Origin of the sequence: Methylocystis sp., assembly GCF_051061225.1 — a bacterium.
Classification (GTDB): Bacteria; Pseudomonadota; Alphaproteobacteria; order Rhizobiales; family Beijerinckiaceae; genus Methylocystis.
In genome coordinates, this window is sequence record NZ_JBPFEB010000093.1 from 73,572 (window position 1) to 93,796 (window position 20,225).

The window sequence follows — 20,225 nt, forward strand, 5'->3', positions numbered from 1 at the left end:
CGGGCGATTCGGTGTGCATGCCAGAATAGGGTTAATGAAGGCGCACGTCGAAAACGGCCGGGCCCCTCTCGATTTGCCGGCCGCGCGGCCGCCAGAATCGTGAGGAAAGAATGGCGGTCGACGCATCGGAACGCAACGGCGCGCCCTCTGGTTTGCGTCGCTTTCGCAAGCTGCGTTAACCATTGATTAACCTTTTAACCCCGCTTGCCAGAAATCCTGTTAATTTGGCAAGGTACAGGCGCGTTCGAAGAGAGACCCGCAGTTCATGCAAGACCGATTCTCCCAACTGCTCCCGATTCTCGGAGCAATCGTGGCGTTCCTCATCGCCGCGCTCCTTGTCCTCTACATCATCCGTCTCCTGTTTGGACGCCGGATTCGCTCCGCCGCCAAGAAGGGCGGGCCGCGCCGGCTGGATGTCGTCGACGTGTTCGATCTCGACCGCGAGCGCCAGCTCGTCATTGTGCGCCGCGACGACACGGAGCACCTGCTCCTGATCGGCGGGCCGAACGATGTTCTGGTCGAAGGCTCGATCGCGCCGTCGGAGGCCATGGCCGCCGCCCGGGCGCGCGCCGCGTCCGCTCCCGCCGCGGCGGCCTGGCCGCCGGGACCGGTCGAGCCGCTGACGCCGTCGCCCGCCGCCGGCCCCATGCCGAAGCCCGCCGCGCCCGGCCCGGTCAATCTGCCGCCGGATCTGTTTGCGCCCGCCCCCAGCAAGGCTGCCGCGCCTCCTCCGGCCAAGCCCGCCCCCACCCCCGGCAAGCCGGCGACGCCCGAACCCGCGCCGGCTCCCGCAGCGCCGATCGCCGCCGCGCCGCCGCCCGCCCCTCCCGCGCCGCCGGCCCCAGCGCAGCGCCCGGCCAGCCCGCCGCCCGCCCGGCCGGCTCCGCCCCGGCCCGCGACGCCGCCTTTCCTGGCGCGCACCCAGCGGCTGATTCAGCCGAAGGGGGAGATGCCGCCGCCGGCTGGGCCGTCAACCGCCGCCGCGCCGCCGCCGGTCGCGCCGCCACCCCCGCGTCCTTCCGCGCCCCCGGCGGCTCCGCCCCTGCGTCCGGCGGTTCCGCCCACGGCGTCCCAGCCGCCAGCGCCGCCTCCGGGCCCCGCGATTCCGCCGCCGCCCCCAGAGGCCGACCCGCTGGAGTCGCTGGAAGCCGAAATGGCCCGCCTGCTCGGCAGGCCGGAGAAGGAATAAAAAGAAAAGGGCGCCGCTGATCAGCGGCGCCCTTTTTCTTTCCACTTTTCATTGCCGAGCCGAACGCCCCGGCGGCGGCCTTTTAGTCGTCCCGGTAAACCTTCTCGCGACGCTCGTGACGTTCCTGCGCCTCGATGGAGAGGGTGGCGATGGGTCGCGCGTCCAGCCGCTTGAGAGAAATGGGTTCGCCGGTTTCCTCGCAATAGCCGTAGGAGCCGTCTTCGAGACGGCCGAGGGCGGCGTGGATCTTGGCGATCAGCTTCCTCTGCCGGTCGCGGGCCCGCAGCTCGATGGCGCGGTCCGTCTCGGAAGATGCGCGGTCCGCCAGATCCGGATGGTTCTCATTCTCGTTCTGAAGCGCCGCGAGCGTCTCACGGCTCTCGTGGAGGATGTCTTCTTTCCAGGCCAGCAGCTTCCGCCGAAAATATTCGCGCTGCCGATCGCACATGAAAGGCTCGTCTTCGGACGGTTTGTAGTCTTCGTCCAGATCGACCGTCATTGCCGCGATTCTCCCATTGGGCCATAGGCGGCGCCTATATAGACGCGCCGCGAGACAGATACAATCACAGTATTTTGGCGCGCCGCCGCAAAACCGACCCGCCGGCGCCGCCGGGGAAATCCGCGCGCCGAGCCCCCGCGCCCCCGGCGCCGGGCCGGGAGCGGGACCCTTTTCAACGGCGTTCCGGCGATCCAAACAGAACCGCCGGCGCAAACCGTCACCCCATGGCCTTGCGCAGGTTTTCGTCGACCTTGTCGAGGAAGCCCGTCGTGGACAGCCAGCTTTGATGATGGCCGACGAGCAACGCCAGATCCTTGGTCATGAAACCCGATTCGACTGTCCTGACGCAGACGTCCTCCAGCGTTTTGGAGAATCGCGCCAGCTCCTCGTTGCCGTCGAGCTTGGCGCGATGGGCGAGGCCCCGCGTCCACGCGAAAATCGAGGCGATCGAATTGGTCGAGGTCTCGTGACCTTTCTGATGCTCGCGGTAATGGCGCGTCACCGTGCCATGGGCGGCTTCGGCCTCGACGGTCTTGCCGTCCGGGGACATCAGCACGCTGGTCATGAGGCCCAGCGAGCCGAAGCCCTGGGCGACGATGTCGGATTGCACGTCGCCGTCGTAATTCTTGCAGGCCCAGATATAACCGCCCGACCACTTGAGCGCGGATGCGACCATGTCGTCGATCAGCCGATGCTCGTACCACAGGCCCAGCGCCTCGAATTTCGACTTGAATTCAGCCTCGTAGACCTCCTGGAAAATATCCTTGAAGCGGCCATCATAGGCTTTGAGGATGGTGTTCTTCGTCGAGAGATAGACAGGGAATTTCCGCTGCAGGCCATAATTGAAGGTGGCGCGCGCAAATTCGAGGATCGAGTCGTCGAGATTGTACATCGACATGGCGACGCCGGCGCCGGGGAACTTGAACACCTCCTTCTCGATCACCTGCCCGTCCTCGCCCTCGAATGTGATGGTGAGGCGGCCTTTGCCGGGAACCTTGAAATCGGTGGCGCGATACTGGTCGCCGAAGGCGTGGCGGGCGACGACGATCGGCTGCGTCCAGTGCGGCACGAGACGCGGGACGTTGCTGCAGATGATCGGTTCGCGGAAAATCACGCCGCCGAGGATGTTGCGGATCGTGCCGTTTGGCGACTTCCACATTTCCTTCAGGTTGAACTCCTTCACCCGCGCTTCGTCGGGGGTGATGGTCGCGCATTTCACGCCGACGCCGTGTTGCTTGATGGCGTTGGCGGCGTCGATGGTCACCTGATCATTGGTGGCGTCGCGATTCTGGATCGAGAGATCGAAGTAGAGGAGATCGATGTCCAGATAGGGCCGGATCAGCTTGTCCTTGATGAAGGCCCAGATGATGCGGGTCATTTCGTCGCCGTCGAGTTCGACGACGGGATTGGCGACTTTGATCTTCTGCATGTGTAATCGATCCTCGCGCTACGCGCGCCTTATAGACCTGCCCCGGCGTCAGGAAAAGCGCCGGGAACGGGGCAGTCGCGGACAAGCATCAACGGCGCCATTGCCGGGCTTGCGCCTTCGGTAATGTCAAGTTCCTGGCGTCGCCGCCGAACGAAAAACCTTCCCACTTGCGCCGGTTCCGCCTAATTAGCGGCTTCGAGCGAAAGGATGCGGGCGTTGGTCGGAGCGGGAACGGATCACACGAAACAGGCGCTGTCAGGCGGGCCGGCGATCATTCTGGTGCGGCCGCAGCTTGCCGTGAACATCGGCATGTGCGCGCGCGCGATGGCGAATTTCGGCCTCTCCGACCTGCGTCTGGTGTCGCCGCGCGAGGGCTGGCCGCGCACGGGCGCCTATCGCAAGGGCGCCTACGCCGCCGCCGCCGGGGCGACGCATCTGCTCGAAGGCGCGAAGCTCTACGACAGCGTCGCCGAGGCCGTCGCCGATCTGAATTTCGTTTACGCCACGACGGCGCGCGGGCGCGGCCAGATGAAGCCCGTCCACACGCCCGCCAGCGCTCTCGCCGACACGGCGAAGCGGGTCGCCGCCGGCGAGAAGCACGGGGTGCTGTTCGGCCCCGAGCGCACCGGCCTCGACAATGACGATGTGGCGCTCGCCGACGCCATCCTCACCTTCCCGGTCAACCCCGCCTACGCCTCGCTCAACCTTGCTCAAGCCGTTCTGCTCGTCGGCTATGAATGGTTCCGCTCGGCCCATGGCGACGTGGTTCCCTATGATCTCGAGGAGCGCTCGCCGCCCGCCACGCGCGAGATGACCATGGCGTTCTTCGACTTCCTGGAAGAGGAGCTGGACACGCGCGGCTTCTTCCGCCCGCTCACGAAAAAGCCGGTCATGTCGCGCAATCTGCGCAACATGTTCCACCGCATGAACCTGACGCAGCAGGATGTGCGCACGCTCTGGGGCATGGTGGTGCGGCTGATCGAGGGGCCGCGGCGCGACCCCAAGAAAGTGTGGCGGCGCAAGGCGCAGACGGAGGACGCCGGCGGGTGACTATTGCAGGCGCGGCGAGACGGTCGAGGCGAGTTCCATGACGTGGCCGAGACGGCTCGCGCCGAGTTTGATCGACACCAGCCCGGGGAGACTGGTCGGGCTCCGCCATCCGCTGCTCCAGGCGGGAGTCTGTCCCTGCTGCTGTGGGCCGAAATAGGAGAGCGCGAACCCTGTCACACCGCTAAGGATCACGGTCTTCCTCATGGACTCGCGGCCCGCCGAGAGACCTTCTTTCGGCCGATAAACTTTCGTCCACACCGCCAGCTCGGCGCCGCCGGGGCCGTTGTCGACCCCGATCTCGGTGAGAATGAGCCCGCCCCACTGGGCGCCGCCCTCGCTGAGTGTCACGAAACGGCATCCCTGCTGGGAGCCGAGAAAGACCGGCGGCAGGTCGGCCCCGTTGATCTGCGATTGATCGGGCAAGATCGCGAAACTTTTCGCCAGCAGCGCCGACGTCGCCCGCATGGCGTTCTCCACTTCATCCAGCGCGTCGCTCGCGCGCGTCGTCTCCCAACTCCGCCGCCCCAGATGAATGCCGCCCATGATGGCGGCGGTGATCAGCGAGAGGAGGCTGATCGCCAGCAGAAGTTCGAGCAGCGTGAAGCCGTCCGGCGCGCGTCGCTTCATTGGCCTGGCCGGAGTTCGACGGGCTTCGCCTTGAACGTCGACAGGGTGAATGTCTCGCCGAAGCCGGTTGGTTTCTTGATGACGAGCTCGGCGTGGAAGCTCGTGGCGAGGGGCTGACCGCCCGGGCCGGAGGCCGCGGGACCCGGCGTGACGGAGAGAAACCAGTAGAGTCCGTCGGAATAGCGTCCGCTCGTCTGGCCGAAGGAGACGGGGCCTTCCACGCCCAGCGAATCGAGATGGGCGGCGCCCTGGCGCGCGGCGCGCAACAGGAAGTCGGCGCGCGCCTCGTTGCGGACGCCTCCGCTCACCCCATTGAGCAACTGCCCGAGCGACATGGCGAGAATCGCGAAAGCCGCCAGGGACTCGATGAGCGAGAAGCCTCGCCGCGCCTTCAGCCGAACGAGCATTTCGTTTCGCCTGTGAGCCAGTTCACGCCGATGGCCGCGCGCGCGTCCAGCAATTGCACCGTGATGTCCGCGCCGGTCGAGGCCCCGTCGGGAAAGAAGGTGATGGCCCCGGCTCGCGCCGACACTTGCTGCGTGCTGGCGACGTCGAGCTGGACGACCGCGTCGGCAGGCAGGGCGCCGGGCTTGCCGACCGGCGAGGTGTAGGTCTTCGTGTAGAGATCGAAGACCACCGCCGCCTCGCTGTTGGTGGCGATCGCGCGCGAGCGCGTCGCGCGCAACGTGGCGCATAGGGTCCGCGCGGCGGTCTCGAGCTTCAGCCGGCCGGACGGCGGACGCAGCAGTTGCGAAGCCATGCCCGCCATCATCGCGACCAGCGCGAGCACCACGAGCGACTCCAGCATGGTGAAGCCAGCCCGCCGAAGAAGGGTTCGCGAAAGGCGCGGGCTCATTTCGCCGCGAGATCGTTGATGCTGAGCACGGCGTCCATCACCGTCATGATCAGGCCGCCGACGACGGCCGCGATGACGATGGTGAGAACCGGCGTCATCAGCCCCATGGCGCGTTCGATGGAGCGCTGCGTCTGCCGCTCGAACATGGTGGCGACGCGCAGCAGCATGTCGCCGAGCTGGGCCGTTTCTTCGCCGATGGTGATCATCTGCACCGCCACCGGGGGAAGATACGGCACGCGCGCGAGCGCGCCGCTCAGATTGGCGCCGCCGCGCACCGCCTCGACGACGTCGGCCAGCTCATTGTTGAGAAAGCTGTTCGCCACCGCCGTGCGCGCGCTTTCCAGCCCCTGTAGCAGCGGCACGCCCGCCTTGAGCATCGAGCCCAGCGTGCGCGAGAACCGCGCCGTCGCGAATTGCGACAGGAGCGGACCCGCGACCGGCAGCCGCAGATAGAACCGGCCGAGCGCGATCTGCCAGTTCGGCCGCGTCTGCGCCATCTTGTAAAAGAGCGCCACCCCGGCGCCGATCAGGCCGAGCACGAGGCCGATGGTCCCGGCGTTAGCCTGCACGTCGAGAATGAATTGCAGACCCGACGGCATCTCCTTGCCATTGTCGGCGAAGATCGGCGCGATGCTCGGCACCAGCGTCCCCAGCACCACGCCCGTCGAAATGATCGCGAGCGTGATGAGGAGCGAGGGATAGATCAGCGCGCTCTGGATGCGCGCGCGCAATTCGAGCCGGCGCTCCAGCATCTCGGAGAGGTCCATCAGCGACGAACCGACCCGGCCCACCGCCTCGCCCTCGCGCACGATGTTGATATATTCCGACGAGAAGACGTCGGGCCGCCGCGACAGCGCGTCCGACAGGGACGCGCCGTCGACGATGCGGCCGAGGATTTCCTGCGCCAGCTCGCGCAGCGGCTCGGTCGGACTTTGCGCGGCGAGGATGCGCAGGCTCTGATCGAGCGGCACGTCCGCCTGTTCCAGCGTCGCGAATTCGCGCGTGAACGCGGCGACCTGCGTCGCATTCGGCCCCTTGCTCCCGAAGGAGATCTGGGTGATCGACGGCTCCTTCCGGGCCTCGAAGGTCTCGAACGGCGTCAGGCCGCGCATGAAGATCGCGTCCTCGGCCTCCGCCGCCGTGCGCGCCTCGATCTCCCCTTCCAGAAGATCGCCAGCCGCGCTGAAGGCGCGGTATTTGTACATTGGCATGAGCGTCAATCCATGCGGGTCACGCGCGCGACTTCCTCGATGGTCGTCTCGCCGCGCCAAGCCTTGGCCATGCCGCAGTGATACATGGTCACCATGCCATTTTCACGCGCCGCCGCCTCGAGCTGCGCATCCGGCGCGCTCTCGCAGACGAGCCGCTGCATCCGCTCGTTCATGATCAGCAGCTCGGCGATTGTGGAGCGGCCGGCATAACCGAGATTGCGGCATTGCGCGCAGCCTCGCGGCGCGGACAGACGATCGGGACCTCTCGCGAAGGCTTCCCCCGCGAATTGCGCGCGAACCTGCGCGCGCGTCTCCAGCGGCGCGGCGCAATGCGGACACAGCCGCCGCACGAGGCGCTGCGCCAGAACCGCCTTCACGGTCGACGCGATGAGATAATTTTCCACGCCCATGTCGATCAGACGCGTGATGGACGCGGCGGCGCTGTTGGTGTGCAGCGTCGAGAACACCAGATGGCCGGTGAGCGAGGACTGGATGGCGATTTTCGCGGTTTCGGCGTCGCGAATTTCGCCGATCATGATGATGTCCGGGTCCTGGCGCAGGATCGCGCGCAGCGTGTTGGGGAAATCCAGCCCGATCGCCGGCTGCACCTGCACCTGATTGACGCCGGCGAGCTGATATTCGATCGGGTCCTCCACGGTGAAGACCTTCACGTCCGGCTTGGTCAGCTCGCGCAGCGCCGTATAGAGCGTCGTCGTCTTGCCGGAGCCGGTCGGGCCGGTCACGAGCACGATGCCGTTGGGATTGCGCATGACCTTGCGCAAATCCGCCGTCGTTTCGGGCTCAAAGCCAAGCTTGTTGAAGTCCAGCGCGATCTGGCTGCGGTCGAGAATACGCAGCACGATGCTCTCGCCATGCGCCGTCGGCAGGGTCGAGACGCGGAAGTCGATGTCGACGCCGCGAATGGCGAGCTTGATGCGGCCGTCCTGCGGCAGACGGCGCTCGGCGATGTCGAGCCGCGCCATGATCTTGATGCGCGACGCGATCGCGGCCTTCAGTCCCGGCGGCAGGGTCTCGGCCGTGCGCAGCGCGCCGTCGATCCGGTAGCGGACCTGCACCGCCTCCAGCGAGGGTTCGATGTGAATGTCGGAGGCGCGCGCCTCGATGGCGTCGGCGATGATCTGGTTGACCCGCCGCACGACCGGCGCCTCATTGGCGATGTCGCGCAGCCGTTGCAGGTCGAATTCGCTGGCGTCATTGGCCCGCACGTCGGTGTCGGCGAAGGCCACGCCGTCCTGCTGCGCGCCATAGAGCGAGGCCCAGGCCTTGTCGAACTGCGCGGGCGATGCGACGCGCAGCTCGATTTCGAGCCCGGTCGAATAGGCCAGCGCCTGCACCGGCTCTAGATCGAGCGGATCGGTGACCGCCAGCTTCAGCCTCCGTCCCTCTACCGAGAGCGGCAGAAGCCGGTTCGCATGAATGAATTTTTCCGGGATGTCGCCCCTGAGCGGCGGCTCCAGAGGCATGTCCCCCGCGTCAAGCTGCGGGATTTCCAGAAATCTGCCCAGAAGCGTGCAGAGGTCCGCCTCGGAAACGAGGCCAAGTTTCGTCAGCACGTGATCGAATCGCTCGCCGCTTTGCGTCGCCGCGCGCTGCGAGCGCTGCAACGCCAGTTCGTCGATCGCCTTCTCGCGCAGGAGAAAAGCGCCGAACGTCTCGGCGAAAGCTGGACTGTTGGCGTCCGGCCAGGACTGATCCTGACTGGGTCCGCCAATCCCCGCGACCTGGGTTCCCGCCGCCATCGAGGCTCCTTTTCGCGAAGCTTGACGCCAAAGCTCCACTCCAGCGCTCAGCTTGACTCTGGAATGACACATTTGGGATGAAAAATATATGGGAAGCGTTAAGTCTCTGTTGAGCTTTATTAACCATGTCTAGCACAGAAGCATTCGCCGCCAAGCAGCCTTGCGCGCGCATGCCGGCGCTGAGCGTTGCGTTTTGCGTGTCTCTGCTGAGCCTTGCCGCGAGCGACGCCGTCGCCGCGACTTTGGGGAAGACATACTTTTTCGCCACGCGCGACGCCTGCGCCGCGTCGGGAATCTTTTCCCCGCATGAATGCGCGATGGCCTTCTCGAACGCCCGCGCGCAAGTGCGCGACCGCGCGCCCCGCTTCGCGGGCGGCGCGGAATGCCGTCTGCATTTCCACATCTGCCAGATCGGCCGCGTCGAGGACGCCGCCGTGGACGCCGGCAGCGCCGGGGGCGCCTTGTCCTACGCCGAGGCCGAGGAGCCGGTCTATGTGCCCACGGCGCTCGGCGTCGAGATGGTCGCCTCCGCCAACGGCGTCGAGGCCGCCCCGACCCTCGCGGTCGAAACGCCCACCCGGCTCTTTCCCTATTATCCGGTCTCCAGGGTCTATGAGGCGGAGTCTCAGGGGCAGTCCGTGCAGGCCAAGGGCGAGCAGCAAAACGCCTCCATCCTCTCGCCCGATCATTTCGAGCCGTTCTCGAAGCGCAAGCCCGTCGCCGGCGCGACCACCTTCACGGCCTCGGCCCTCGGCGCCATCGAGGGCGCGACAGGCAATCTGAACGGCGAGAGCCGCGAGGATCGGCGCATGCGGCTCAGAAGCGCGCCTTTCGTCGAGTAGCGCGGCGACCGGGCGGGCGTGCGCCCGGAGCCGGCCGTTATTGCCAGTCCCCGGCCGGAAAGCTATTTTGGCCGCGCTTGACGGCGCCTTGGGCATGAGCGCCGCGTCTCTCGATCTCCGAGGTTTTATTCTTGCCAAGCGAGTTCTGGACGCGCGACGTTCTCGAAGGCTCTCTCAAAGGGGCGGCGCGCCGCTTCCTGGCCTGGTATCGCCGCGAGTTCTTCAGCCTTTTCCCGCCGGAGACGGTCGCCTGGCTGACCGACCGGGGAGACCGTCAGCTCATCCTGCGCGCGGGCGAGCGCGATTTATGGTGCGTGGACTCGCGCGGCGCGCCGCTCTGGGGCGTCACGGGCGACGAACTCGCCTCGGGCTCGCTGGAGGAGGCGCTCACGCGCCGGGACCTCGCGCGCAACGCCGTGCGGATCGGCGTCGAAATCGACGCCGGCGCGTTTTTCATCCGGCGGTTCGACATCCCCGCCGCCGCCGCGGCGAATCTGCCAAAACTGCTCGTCTCCGACATCGAACGCAAAACCCCGTTCAAACTCGCGGACGTGATCTACGGCCACACGACGGCGAAGCATCCGACGGCGCCCGACAAGCTGCGCGTGAGCGTCTGGATTCTGCGTCAGGACTTCCTGATCGCGTCGCTGCAATACGCCGGGCTGGCGCTGGCCGACGTGGCCTTCGTTCGCCCGACCGGCGCGCAGGCGCAGGGCGACGCGGCGCCGGTGATCACCCTGGCGGCCAAGACCGAAACCTCTCATCTCTTTCGCAATCTCGCGCTCGGCCTGTGCGCGGCGACCGTCGTTTTCGCGGCGATCGGCGTCGCCGCGACATTATGGCGGCAGGCGGCGCTCAGCGAAGAGCTGGACGCGAAGATTCAGGAAGCCTCGGCGCGCGCCGCCAAGGTGCGGCAGGTGGTGGATCGCGCCTCGTCCGAGAGCCGCCTCCTCTCCGTGCTCCGCACCGCCCGCCGCGACGGCCCGCTCTTCGCGGACCTCTGGGAGGAGACGGCGCGCATCCTGCCGGACAGCGCCTATGTGACCGACTTCCGCCTCAGCGAGACGAAGCCGAATGAACGGGCGCTGGACATCGTCGGTTTCGCCAGTTCCGCCGTCGGCCTGCCTGCGCTCTTCAACAAGTCGCCGCTCTTCGCCGACGCCGGCCTGACGGCGCCGATCACGCCGGACCCGCGCGAAAAGCGCGAAGGCTTCTCGCTTCAGGCCAAGCTCGAGGCGAAAAAGCCGGAGGGCCGCAAGTGACCTGGCGCGACATGAACTGGAAGGCGTTGCGCGCCTCGCCGGCCGGCCGCCGCGCCGCCTTCATCGGCGTCAATCTGCTGGCCCTGCTCATCGCCTATCTCATCTTCATGGAGCCCTTCCGCCGCATGATCGCGGACGGGGCCGAAGCGATCACCGAACGCCGGCAGACCCTTGCGCGCTACGAGGCGGTGGCCGCCCATGAAGCGCAAATCCAGGCCTACGCCCAGCAGGTGGCCGACATCAACGGCCGCGGCGAGTTGTTCGACGGCGACAGCGACGGCGTGATCAGCGCCAATCTTCAGGCGCGCCTCAAGACTGTCGCGGAACAGACGCAAGTCACGGTGCGGTCGATCCAGATGCTACCGGAGCGGGCGCTTCAGGGCGTCACGCTGGTCGGCGCGCGTCTCGATGTCGTCGGCTCTTACGAGAACATCCACGCCCTCGCCCGGGCGCTCGAGGGCGAGCCGCCCCTTCTCATCATCACCGCCGCCTCGATTCGTGGACAGGCGATGTTGTGGGGCGCGGCGCCGCAGCAAAACGAAGAACTCGAAGCGCAATTCGACGTCTTCGGCGGCGCGCCGAAGAAAGGGCGCCCGTGATGAAAGACCGGGTGAAAATCCGCATCTCCGAGTGGCTGAGCAAGACCCGGGCGATGCTGTCGCGTTTGAAACAGTGGCGGCTCTCGCCCCTTTCGGCGATCCTGCTGGCGCTCTTGTCGGCGGTCGCGGCGGGAACCGCCCTGTTCGCGGCGGCCGCCCTGCTCTGGCCGGTCGGGTCCTCCAGCGGCGCGGCGGTCCCGGACTGGACTCCGCCGACGCTCGCGGTCGTCGAACTCGATCCGCCCAAGCCGCCCTCGGCCGATGTCGACTCTCTGTCGCGGCCGATTTTCTCCAAGACGCGCAAGCCGTCGCCCAAGGCCGCCGTGGCGGTGGACGCCGCCAATATCTCCGAGGCGCCGACAGGCGTGGTTGTCACCGCCATTGTCAGGAACAAGAAGGTCACGCAGGCCTTCATGATCTCGACCGAGGCGCCCGACGGCGCCTGGCGGAAGGAGGGCGACCAGGTCGACTCCTGGACCCTCCACAAGATCCTGCCCGCGGAAGTCGTGCTGCAGAGCGGCGACCGGCTGACCAAGGTGAAGCTCTATACGCCGCCGCCGGAAACGCCGGAGGCCCCCGTCGAAGGCGGCTTCAGCGTCGGCCCCGGCGCGACGCCCGCCGCGCCGCCTGAAGCTCCGCCCGTTCAGCAGGACCCGTCTGCGAACACCCCCCCGCCTTTCTGAGCTTCGCGAAACGGAGGCAGCCGTGACGACAGATTACGATCCGATCGCCGAGGAGTACCGGCGCGCGAAGCAACAGCCCTGGCGCACCCATATCGAGGCGTTCACGCTCGGCGCGCTTCTGCCGGACCTCACCGGCAAGTCCGTTCTCGATATCGCCTGCGGCGAGGGCTATTACACCCGCCGGCTGCGGCGCCTCGGCGCCGAGCGGGTGATGGGCGTCGATCTGTCCGCCGGGATGATCGACCTGGCGCGACAGCAGGAGGCCGCCGAGCCTCTGGGCGTCGACTACAGGGTCGGCGACGGCAAGCATCTCGACTTCGACGCGGAATTCGATCTGGCCTTCGCCGCCTATTTTCTCAATTACGCCCATGATCGAGGCGAGCTGCAACAGATGTGCGACGCCATCGCGCGCTCTCTCAAGCCGGGCGGGCGCTTCATCACCGTGAACAGCAGCCCGATGCTCGATTTCGATCCGGCGCGGTCCTATCGGCAATATGGGTTCGAGGCCAAAATCAAGGGGCCGCTCGTCGAGGGCGCGCCGATCATCTGGCAGATTTTTCTCGACGAGGGATCATTCGAGATCGAGAACTATTTTCTCGACCGCCGGAGTCACGAGGACGCCTTCCGCGCCGCAGGATTCCGGGAGACGATCTGGCATGCGCCGCGCCTGTCGCCAGAGGGCGAAGAAGGCTTCAGGCGCGATTTCTGGCAGCCCTTCTTCGACCATCCGACCGTCGCCTTCATCGAATGCGTGAAGTAGCAGGCGGCGCGCGTCAACCGACGACGCTCTGCTCGATCTCCTCCATCTCTTCGTCCGAGAGTCCGAAGTGGTGGCCGATTTCGTGCACGAGCACATGGGTGACGATATCGCCGAGCGTGTCCTCGCTCTCGCACCAGTAATCGAGGATTGGCCGGCGATAGAGATAGACCCGGTTCGGCTCGGAGCCGGTCTCGGCGAGATGCTCGCCTTCGGTCAGGCCGCGGCCGCGAAAGAGACCGAGCAGATCGAACTCCGTTTCGCAGGACATTTCCGTCATGGTCTCATCGTCGGGAAAGTCTTCGACGTGAAAGACGACGCCTTCACACAGGCGCGTGAACTCTTCCGGCAGCGACGCGAAGGCCGCGTCGGCGAGCGCTTCGATATCGGCAAGCGTGGGCGCGCCCCGCTGCGCCCAATCATAAGACATGTCAGCCATGCCGGGACTATGACGCAGCGCCCGCACGGCGCCAAGTTGCAAGGCTGGGTCCGGGTTTATGCATCCGTCTCATTCGCGCGGCGACGAATCGGCGCGCCGCCGGCCCCGCCTGTGCGAGCGGCGCGCGCCGATGCGCCATGACGTCAGCCGACGAGCAGCGGCCGCCGGTCGATCGGCGGCTCGGCCATGCGCTGCGCCCGGTAAATGGCGTGCGAAGCGTTGTAGCGCCGCTCGAACTGGGCGAGATAGGCGGCGATTCCCTCGTGACCCGGCCGCGCGGGCGCCACGTCCCGCACCAGCAGCAGATCACGCGCCTCCTGCGGCGAGAGCGCGCGGTCGCTCTCGATCAGCCGCTCGGCGCGGGCGAAGCCGATCCTCCGCCCGAGCGCCGCATAAAGTCCAAGCAGATCGAAAGGATCGCCGGCAAAGGAAAAATCGGCCGAGCTCTCCGCGACGACCGCTGAACAGTTCATCGCGAAGTCGAAGTCCAGACCGCCCATCAGTCCGCGCGCCCAGGCCAGCGTGATGACAGGCGTATCCACGATGAGATCGGACGTTACGGCGACAATGTCGGCGAAGCCCTCCGGCGCCTGCGTCGCGCCGGCGCCGTCATGAGCAAAGTCGAAAACGAGGAATTTCAGCGCGTCGCCGCCGTCCATCGCTACCCGACGCAAAATGGCGGCAATCGCGCCGACGCCGGCCTGATCGAATCCCGGCCGCGACTTGGTTACGACAAGCGCGCCCTGCTCCTCGAGCCAGGTCACGTCCAGCCCCACGGCGCCCACGGTCAATTCCTTCCAATCCTTTAAAAATCGCATGCTTTCCCCCACACCCAAACGTTGCATGGTGAAGCAAAGCTTAACCTAAACGTTCAGCAATTGCTAAGCCTGCGTGTGCTGGGCGAACAGTTCGCGCGGAAGATGGTTAACGGCGTCAGTTTTCAATATGCGCGAAGGCTTTGGAGGACATGGGCCGCCGTCCCCTCGTCGTCCCCTGCAAGCCTGGCGACCGCGCGTCAGCGTGTGGCCGAAGGTCGCAAGACAGCCCCCCTTGAATTGATATATGCTAACCACAAGCTGCTAATGGCGGACCTCAGCCTGCCAGGGCGACAGGGGAACGTTCTATGGTTTCGCGCGTGGCGTGCCGGCCACGCCGGGATCGCCCATCCAAGAGGCGGCAGAGAATAATGGGTAAGGGAGGAAACAGGATGAAAATGCGCTTTCTCGTCGCCATGACGCTGGCGACGGTCGGTTGGACAGTTCAGGCGCACGCGCACGGCGACGTCGGCTCCAACCAGGGGCAGTGCCTGATGAAGATCGGGCCCGACACGATGAGCTTCACCGGCTATCAGCCCCTGAAGTCGCGCGAACAGTTCTGTGACGACATCCCGGACGCGGGTCCGACCATCATCACCCTCGACGCGCAGCAGGATGAGCTTCGCGAGATGAACCTCGAAATGCGCGTGCTGCGCGACGTCGGCCAGAAGGACGACAACGAGAATCTCGAAGCCAACACCGAATATTTCTCGCCGCCGAAGAAGTACAAGACCGGCACGCTCACCTTCGATCACAACTTCGCGACCGAGGGCAAGTATATCGGCATCGTGAAGGCGAAGAGCGACGACGGCAGCAAGGAATATGTGGCCCGCTTCCCCTTCTCCGTCGGCCTGACCGCCAGCAAGGAGCTGACGACCTTCCTCGTGCTCGGCGCCGCCGGCGCGGTGGCCTTCGGCCTGTGGTACAAGCACTTCATCCTCGACAAGAAGAAGAAGACGGTCTGATCGGCTTTCACCGAAAGACAACGCCCCCCTGCCATGGCAGGGGGGTCAGCCCGCGGTTTCGCGTGGCGTAGATCTGACTGAGAAGAATTGGCAAGCGCGCAAGCCGGAATCAGCGGCCACGGCGCCGCTTCTCTCTCAGGGTTCAGAACTTTCCCCGAAATAAGCCTGCTCATACTGGACGCGGCGCTTGCGCCCTCCTCGACGCTTACGGCAATTCCTCGATCCGTCCGTCGCGCAGGGTGACGCGGCGATCCATCTGGTCAGCCAGTTCGAGATTATGCGTCGCGATCAGCGCGGCGAGGCCGGAATGACGCGCGAGCGTCATCAGCGTGGCGAAGACATGTTCCGCCGTGCGTGGATCGAGATTGCCGGTCGGCTCGTCGGCGAGCAGAAGCTGCGGCCCGTTGGCGACCGCGCGCGCGATGGCGACGCGCTGCTGCTCTCCCCCTGAAAGCTCCGAGGGTCGATGTCCGGCGCGCGGTCCCAGCCGCAGATACTCCAGCAATTGCTGGGAGCGGGTCTCCGCTTCCTTGCGCTCCATTCCGGCGATCATCTGCGGCAGCATGATGTTTTCGAGCGCCGAGAACTCCGGCAGCAAATGATGGAACTGGTAGATGAAGCCAATGGCCCCGCGGCGCAGCTTCGTGCGCTCATTGTCGTTCATCTGCGAGGTCGGCGCCCCGCCGATGAGGGTCTCGCCGCCGTCCTGACGCTCCAGCAGGCCCGCGATGTGCAGCAGGGTCGACTTGCCCGCGCCCGAGGGCGCGACAAGCGCCACTGTTTCGCCGGGGTAGATCACGAGACTGATGTCGACGAGGATGTCGAGACGCGCCGCCCCTTCACGATAGTGGCGGGCGATGTTGCGCAATTCCAGAATGGCTTCGCTCATCTTCTCGCTCATTCGTGCCGGAGCGCTTCGATCGGGTCGAGCGAGGCGGCCTTCCAGGCGGGATAGATCGAGGCGAGAATGGCGATGACGAGCGTCATGACGACGATCACGGTCACCTCGCGCGTATCCACGATCGCCGGCAGGCGGGAGAGGAAATAGAACTCGGCGGGAAACAGATTGGCGTCGAAGGCCTTGTTCAGCCCCACCCGGATCGCGTCCAGATTCTTGGCGATCAGCAGCCCGAGCGCAAAGCCCGCGATCGTGCCGACCACGCCGATCGACGCGCCGATGATGAGAAAGACCCGCAGCACCGACCCGCGCGAGGCGCCTATGGTGCGCAGAATGGCCACGTCCTGCGTCTTGTCCTTCACCAGCATGGTGAGGCCCGAGATGATGTTGAAGGCCGCGACGATCACGATGAGCGTCAGGATGATGAAGAGGATGTTCTTCTCCACCTGAAGCGTGTCGAAGAACGTCTTGTTGCGCTGGCGCCAGTCCGTGACCATCATCGGCCGCGACACGGACTTGTCCAGCCGCGCGCGGAACAGGTCCATTTCCTCGGGATTGTCGACGAAGACTTCGACGACCGTGGCCTCATTGTCCTTGTTGAAGAAAAGCTGCGCCTCCGCCAACGGCATATAGACGAAGACATTGTCGAATTCCGACATGCCGATCGAGAAGATCGCCGCGACAGTATAGGCCTTGATGCGCGGAGCGACGCCAAAGGGGGTCTGCGCGCCCTTGGCGACGAGCAGGCTCACCTTGTCGCCCACCGAAACGCCGAGGGTCTCGGCGAGGCGCTGGCCGATGGCGACGCCCTCGCCCTTGTCGAAGCCCTTGAGCGCGCCCGCCTTGATATTGCCGACGATGCCCGGCAGGCGCAGGAGGTCCTTCTCGCGGACGCCGCGCGTCAAAACGCCGGACTGGCCGTAGGGCGTCGAGATGCCCGCCGCGCCTTCAACCATGGGGATCGCCAGCTTGACGCCGGGAACCTTCTCGGTCTGGGCCGAGACGTCGTCCCAGTCCGTGAAACGGGTCTCGACGGCCTGCAGGAAGGCATGGCCGTTGATGCCCATGATCTTGTCCATCAACTCGCGATGGAAGCCGTTCATCACCGAGGTGACGACGATCAGCGTCGCGACGCCCAGCATGATGCCGAGGAAGGAAAAGCCCGCGATGACGGAAACGAAGCCGTCGGCCCGGCGCGCGCGCAGATAGCGCAGCGCGACCAGCCATTCGAAAGCCGAGAAGGCCCTGCCGCCGTTTGAGGCCGCTGGCGCGGCGCCGCTGTCGCTCATGCGCCCGCCTGCTTCACCGCGTCCACGATCCGGGCCGCCGCCGCGTCGGGCGACAGCATTTCGCGCTCGCCGGTCTTGCGGCGCTTCACCTCGACATGGCCGTCGGCAAGACCCTTCGGGCCGACGAGGATCTGCCAGGGCAGACCGATCAGGTCGAGAGTGGCGAATTTCGCGCCCGGCCGCTCGTCGCGATCGTCGTGAAGCACCTCGAGGCCGGCGTTTTCGAGCTTCTCCACCAGATCGCCGCAGACCTTGCCGGTCGCCGCGTCGCCGACCTTCAGATCCGCCACCCCGACATGGAAGGGCGCGACCGCCTCCGGCCAGATGACGCCCGCGTCGTCGTGAAAGGCCTCGACGATTGCGGCGACGAGGCGCGAGGGACCGATGCCGTAGGAACCCATTTGCACGACGACCTCCTTGCCGTCGGGGCCGTTGACGACGGCCTTCATGGGTTCGGAATATTTGGTTCCGAAGTAGAAAATATGGCCGACCTCGATGCCGCGCGCCGAAACCTTGGCGTCGTCCGGAACGGCGGCAAAGGCGGCGGCGTCATGCATCTCGCTCGTGGCGGCGTAGCGGCTCGTCCATTTGCCGACGATCTCCTCCAGCGCCGCCGGATTGTCGAAGGCGACATCGGCGGGCGGCGGGGCGAAGGAGAGAAAATCTTTATGGCAGAACACTTCGCTCTCGCCGGTGTCGGCGAGAATGATGAATTCATGCGAGAGATTGCCGCCGATCGGGCCCGTGTCGGCGGCCATGGGAATGGCCGTCAGCCCCATGCGCGCGAACGTGCGCAGATAGGCCACGAACATCCTGTTGTAGGAGTGGCGGCTGCCTTCGGCGGTCAGATCGAAGGAATAGGCATCCTTCATCAGGAATTCGCGCGAGCGCATGACGCCGAAGCGCGGGCGCACCTCGTCGCGGAACTTCCACTGGATATGGTAGAGATTGAGCGGGAGATCCTTGTAGGAGCGCACATAGGCGCGGAAAATCTCCGTGATCATCTCCTCATTGGTCGGCCCGTAGAGCATTTCGCGCTCGTGGCGGTCCGAGATGCGCAGCATCTCCTTGCCATAGGCGTCGTAGCGGCCGGATTCCTTCCACAGATCGGCCGACTGGATGGTCGGCATGAGGCATTCGATCGCCCCGGCGCGATTCTGCTCCTCCCGGATGATTCGGTTGATGTTGTTGAGCACCTTCAGGCCGAGCGGCAGCCAGGCGTAAATGCCGGCCGACTCCTGCCGGATCATGCCCGCCCGCAGCATCAGCCGGTGGGAGACGATCTCGGCCTCCTTGGGCGTCTCGCGCAGGATGGGCAGGAAGTAACGGGACAGGCGCATGGGGGCTTCCACTCACGATTCGAAGGAGAGCGAGCATAACGGCGGCTCACGGGCCGTTGAAGCGCCTAACCGGGGAAAAGGCAAGTTTCAGGGACAGGCCCGCCCAACCTCGCCCGTGAATGTCGCCGGCGCGGACTCGCCTCGGCGCGCGGCGGCCCTACTTCTCCCTCCAGAGGGATCGCGTTGCGGCGGCGTGATCGTCGTATGGTTCCCCCAGGGGCGGGCGGCTCAGGCGGCTCGCCCTTTTCGCGCGGGGCGTCACCAGCGTAGAACCGCGCCGCCCCAGGTCATGCCCGCGCCAATCGCCATCATGGCGATGACATCGCCCCGCTTGAGCCTCCCCGCGCGGCTCGCCTCGTCCAGCGAAATCGGCATGGAGGCGCTGGAGGTGTTGCCGTAACGATCGATGTTGATCCAGCACTTCTCGCGAGGCACGCCGAGCGTGTCGAGCGCGGACTCGATGATGCGCTGATTGGCCTGATGGCAGATCACGTGGTCCACGTCATCGGGCGAGAGCCCCGCCTTGGCCAGCGTCTCCGCCACCACCTCCGGCAGAAGCCTCGTCGCCACCTTGTAGACCTCGCGGCCGCGCATCTTGATCTTGTTGCCGTTGTCCTCAAGCATGTCCGGCGAGACCGGGCGCCGGCTGCCGCCGCCGAAAATGCCCAGAATGCCGGTCATGGACCCGTCGGTGCGCAGCGTCGCGGCGAGCAGGCCATGGCCCTCTTCCTCGGTCGCGCCCAGCAGCATGGCGCCGGCCGCGTCGCCGAACAGCACGCAGGTCTCGCGGTTGGTCCAGTCGACGAAGCGGCTCAAGGTCTCGGCGCCAATGACCAGCGCGCGCCGCGCCATGCCCGAGCGGATGAACTGGTCGGCGATGGTCAGGCCGTAGATCGACCCGGCGCAGGCGGCGGCGACGTCGAAGCAGAAGGCGTTCCGCGCGCCGATGAGATTCTGCACATAAGCCGCGCAGGAGGGCGTCGGCGTGTCGCCGGTCACCGTGCCGACAATGATCATGTCGACGTCCGCCGCGCTGACGCCAGCGGACTCCAGCGCCTTGCGGGCGGCGGCGGCGGCGAGGTCGGAGGTGGCCTCGTGATCGGCGGCGACGTGGCGCTCCATGATGCCGGTCCGGCTGACGATCCAGTCGCTGTTGGTGGCGACCATTCTCTCAAGGTCGGCGTTGGTCAGGGTGCGCTCGGGCGCATAGGAACCCGTTCCAAGAACGATGGAATTCGGCAAAGCGAGGGTCTTTCTGAAAGGCCGCCGGCCGTGCGGCGTTAACGAGCGCCGGCGCCGGAAGTCGACCGGCGGGCTCCGGCGGGGCTATTCATAAAGCCGTGCCCGGGAAGCGCAAACGGTTTTTGCCCCTCTTCGTAACCGTCTGTTTTACCTAATTCTTTCTTAGGCCACACAGGCGGCCCTCTTCGGGGCGCCCGCTTTTTCCGCAACCGGATCAGCGGCGGCGCAACCATTCCTTAAGCCGCGGTCATTTATTAACAGGGGAGCGGCGCCCGCGCCGTCAAGCAGCCAAGTTCCCGATCTAGAACATGATCCCGCCGCGTCCTCCCCGCGCGCGGCCAGCAGGAGTTCGCGTCTGATGATCCAAGCCTTTGTCTTTGCCGCTGTCGCTCTTTATGCGCTCGTCGGCATGATGGCCGCCTGATTATTCGCCTGTTTCGATTGCCTTCCGCGTCGCGCCGTGGCAATCGGGC

21 protein-coding genes are annotated in these 20,225 nt (G+C 66.0%); 8 read left to right on the plus strand and 13 right to left on the minus strand.

All coding sequences use genetic code 11. The features are described from left to right. The first annotated feature begins 265 nt into the window (after nt 1–265). The gene (locus tag ACR652_RS16035) at nt 266–1,189 is read left to right on the plus strand and encodes a hypothetical protein (protein ID WP_434507481.1); all 924 of its coding nucleotides are present in this window, start codon (nt 266–268) and stop codon (nt 1,187–1,189) included. Nucleotides 1,190–1,271: 82 nt separating this feature from the next. Here the strand turns inward: ACR652_RS16035 and dksA are convergent, their stop codons facing one another. Together dksA and ACR652_RS16045 are read right to left on the minus strand one after the other, a co-directional pair. Next, nucleotides 1,272–1,688: an RNA polymerase-binding protein DksA gene (gene dksA / locus ACR652_RS16040; RefSeq protein WP_434507482.1), complete on the minus strand. Its 417-nt coding sequence runs from the start codon at nt 1,686–1,688 to the stop codon at nt 1,272–1,274. Between the two features lie 217 nt (nt 1,689–1,905). Next, nucleotides 1,906–3,117, minus strand: a complete 1,212-nt coding sequence (locus tag ACR652_RS16045; RefSeq protein ID WP_434507483.1) for an NADP-dependent isocitrate dehydrogenase — start codon at nt 3,115–3,117, stop codon at nt 1,906–1,908. A 216-nt stretch (nt 3,118–3,333) separates the two neighbouring features. Between ACR652_RS16045 and ACR652_RS16050 the strand changes: the two genes are divergently transcribed. Beyond that, a complete protein-coding gene (locus ACR652_RS16050) occupies nt 3,334–4,167 on the plus strand; it encodes an RNA methyltransferase (protein ID WP_434507554.1) in 834 nt (277 codons plus the stop codon). On the opposite strand, the gene ACR652_RS16055 is transcribed toward ACR652_RS16050, so the two are convergent. Genes ACR652_RS16055 through ACR652_RS16075 form a run of 5 tightly spaced genes read right to left on the minus strand, consistent with a single transcriptional unit; the run spans nt 4,168 to nt 8,621 of the window. Then, complete coding sequence (locus tag ACR652_RS16055; protein ID WP_434507484.1) at nt 4,168–4,794, minus strand: prepilin-type N-terminal cleavage/methylation domain-containing protein; 627 nt, start codon at nt 4,792–4,794, stop codon at nt 4,168–4,170. Next, on the minus strand, nt 4,791–5,201 hold the full coding sequence (locus tag ACR652_RS16060) for a type II secretion system protein (protein ID WP_434507485.1): 411 nt from the start codon (nt 5,199–5,201) through the stop codon (nt 4,791–4,793). The genes ACR652_RS16055 and ACR652_RS16060 overlap by 4 nt, the downstream gene beginning before the upstream one ends. After that, nucleotides 5,186–5,650 (minus strand): GspH/FimT family pseudopilin, encoded by a 465-nt coding sequence (locus tag ACR652_RS16065; RefSeq protein ID WP_434507486.1) that lies wholly within the window; start codon nt 5,648–5,650, stop codon nt 5,186–5,188. Before ACR652_RS16065 ends, ACR652_RS16060 begins: the two co-directional genes overlap by 16 nt. Then, entirely contained in the window at nt 5,647–6,861 is a 1,215-nt protein-coding gene (locus ACR652_RS16070) for a type II secretion system F family protein (protein WP_434507487.1), read from the minus strand. The genes ACR652_RS16065 and ACR652_RS16070 overlap by 4 nt, the downstream gene beginning before the upstream one ends. A gap of 5 nt (nt 6,862–6,866) precedes the next feature. After that, nucleotides 6,867–8,621, minus strand: coding sequence for a GspE/PulE family protein (locus ACR652_RS16075; protein WP_434507488.1), 1,755 nt, complete (start codon nt 8,619–8,621; stop codon nt 6,867–6,869). A 125-nt stretch (nt 8,622–8,746) separates the two neighbouring features. Between ACR652_RS16075 and ACR652_RS16080 the strand changes: the two genes are divergently transcribed. From ACR652_RS16080 to ACR652_RS16100, 5 genes are all read left to right on the plus strand, one after another. Then, complete coding sequence (locus ACR652_RS16080) at nt 8,747–9,463, plus strand: DUF1190 domain-containing protein (protein ID WP_434507489.1); 717 nt, start codon at nt 8,747–8,749, stop codon at nt 9,461–9,463. Nucleotides 9,464–9,594: 131 nt separating this feature from the next. Continuing rightward, nucleotides 9,595–10,725, plus strand: a complete 1,131-nt coding sequence (locus tag ACR652_RS16085) for a PilN domain-containing protein (RefSeq protein ID WP_434507490.1) — start codon at nt 9,595–9,597, stop codon at nt 10,723–10,725. Further along, a complete protein-coding gene (gspM, locus tag ACR652_RS16090; RefSeq protein WP_434507491.1) occupies nt 10,722–11,324 on the plus strand; it encodes a type II secretion system protein GspM in 603 nt (200 codons plus the stop codon). The genes ACR652_RS16085 and gspM overlap by 4 nt, the downstream gene beginning before the upstream one ends. Next, nucleotides 11,321–12,007 (plus strand): hypothetical protein, encoded by a 687-nt coding sequence (locus ACR652_RS16095; protein ID WP_434507492.1) that lies wholly within the window; start codon nt 11,321–11,323, stop codon nt 12,005–12,007. The genes gspM and ACR652_RS16095 overlap by 4 nt, the downstream gene beginning before the upstream one ends. Before the next feature lie 22 nt (nt 12,008–12,029). Next, complete coding sequence (locus ACR652_RS16100; protein WP_434507493.1) at nt 12,030–12,767, plus strand: class I SAM-dependent methyltransferase; 738 nt, start codon at nt 12,030–12,032, stop codon at nt 12,765–12,767. A 13-nt stretch (nt 12,768–12,780) separates the two neighbouring features. Here ACR652_RS16100 and ACR652_RS16105 read toward each other — a convergent pair whose 3' ends face one another. Then, nucleotides 12,781–13,203 (minus strand): metallopeptidase family protein, encoded by a 423-nt coding sequence (locus ACR652_RS16105; RefSeq protein WP_434507494.1) that lies wholly within the window; start codon nt 13,201–13,203, stop codon nt 12,781–12,783. 143 nt (nt 13,204–13,346) lie between these two features. Further along, complete coding sequence (locus ACR652_RS16110; protein ID WP_434507495.1) at nt 13,347–14,021, minus strand: enoyl-CoA hydratase-related protein; 675 nt, start codon at nt 14,019–14,021, stop codon at nt 13,347–13,349. Between the two features lie 389 nt (nt 14,022–14,410). Here ACR652_RS16110 and ACR652_RS16115 point away from each other — a divergent pair, with 389 nt between their 5' ends. After that, nucleotides 14,411–14,983, plus strand: a complete 573-nt coding sequence (locus ACR652_RS16115; protein WP_434507496.1) for a hypothetical protein — start codon at nt 14,411–14,413, stop codon at nt 14,981–14,983. Between the two features lie 205 nt (nt 14,984–15,188). Here the strand turns inward: ACR652_RS16115 and ACR652_RS16120 are convergent, their stop codons facing one another. The 4 genes from ACR652_RS16120 to ACR652_RS16135 form a co-directional block, all read right to left on the minus strand. Next, nucleotides 15,189–15,872 (minus strand): ABC transporter ATP-binding protein, encoded by a 684-nt coding sequence (locus ACR652_RS16120; RefSeq protein ID WP_434507497.1) that lies wholly within the window; start codon nt 15,870–15,872, stop codon nt 15,189–15,191. Between the two features lie 8 nt (nt 15,873–15,880). Beyond that, on the minus strand, nt 15,881–17,170 hold the full coding sequence (locus ACR652_RS16125; protein ID WP_434507498.1) for a lipoprotein-releasing ABC transporter permease subunit: 1,290 nt from the start codon (nt 17,168–17,170) through the stop codon (nt 15,881–15,883). After that, entirely contained in the window at nt 17,167–18,510 is a 1,344-nt protein-coding gene (gene proS / locus ACR652_RS16130) for a proline--tRNA ligase (RefSeq protein ID WP_434507499.1), read from the minus strand. The genes ACR652_RS16125 and proS overlap by 4 nt, the downstream gene beginning before the upstream one ends. A gap of 258 nt (nt 18,511–18,768) precedes the next feature. Next, a complete protein-coding gene (locus ACR652_RS16135; protein WP_434507500.1) occupies nt 18,769–19,752 on the minus strand; it encodes a beta-ketoacyl-ACP synthase III in 984 nt (327 codons plus the stop codon). Nucleotides 19,753–20,225: the final 473 nt, after the last annotated feature.

Coding starts and splice junctions, on each gene's coding strand:
- ACR652_RS16035 (WP_434507481.1), top strand. CDS start 266: ATGCAAGACCGATTCTCCCAACTGCTCCCGATTCTCGGAGCAATCGTG.
- ACR652_RS16045 (WP_434507483.1), bottom strand. CDS start 3,117: ATGCAGAAGATCAAAGTCGCCAATCCCGTCGTCGAACTCGACGGCGAC.
- ACR652_RS16060 (WP_434507485.1), bottom strand. CDS start 5,201: ATGCTCGTTCGGCTGAAGGCGCGGCGAGGCTTCTCGCTCATCGAGTCC.
- ACR652_RS16070 (WP_434507487.1), bottom strand. CDS start 6,861: ATGCCAATGTACAAATACCGCGCCTTCAGCGCGGCTGGCGATCTTCTG.
- ACR652_RS16110 (WP_434507495.1), bottom strand. CDS start 14,021: ATGCGATTTTTAAAGGATTGGAAGGAATTGACCGTGGGCGCCGTGGGG.
- ACR652_RS16080 (WP_434507489.1), top strand. CDS start 8,747: ATGTCTAGCACAGAAGCATTCGCCGCCAAGCAGCCTTGCGCGCGCATG.
- ACR652_RS16125 (WP_434507498.1), bottom strand. CDS start 17,170: ATGAGCGACAGCGGCGCCGCGCCAGCGGCCTCAAACGGCGGCAGGGCC.
- ACR652_RS16065 (WP_434507486.1), bottom strand. CDS start 5,650: ATGAGCCCGCGCCTTTCGCGAACCCTTCTTCGGCGGGCTGGCTTCACC.
- ACR652_RS16105 (WP_434507494.1), bottom strand. CDS start 13,203: ATGGCTGACATGTCTTATGATTGGGCGCAGCGGGGCGCGCCCACGCTT.
- ACR652_RS16120 (WP_434507497.1), bottom strand. CDS start 15,872: ATGAGCGAAGCCATTCTGGAATTGCGCAACATCGCCCGCCACTATCGT.
- ACR652_RS16055 (WP_434507484.1), bottom strand. CDS start 4,794: ATGAAGCGACGCGCGCCGGACGGCTTCACGCTGCTCGAACTTCTGCTG.
- proS (WP_434507499.1), bottom strand. CDS start 18,510: ATGCGCCTGTCCCGTTACTTCCTGCCCATCCTGCGCGAGACGCCCAAG.
- ACR652_RS16115 (WP_434507496.1), top strand. CDS start 14,411: ATGAAAATGCGCTTTCTCGTCGCCATGACGCTGGCGACGGTCGGTTGG.
- dksA (WP_434507482.1), bottom strand. CDS start 1,688: ATGACGGTCGATCTGGACGAAGACTACAAACCGTCCGAAGACGAGCCT.
- ACR652_RS16075 (WP_434507488.1), bottom strand. CDS start 8,621: ATGGCGGCGGGAACCCAGGTCGCGGGGATTGGCGGACCCAGTCAGGAT.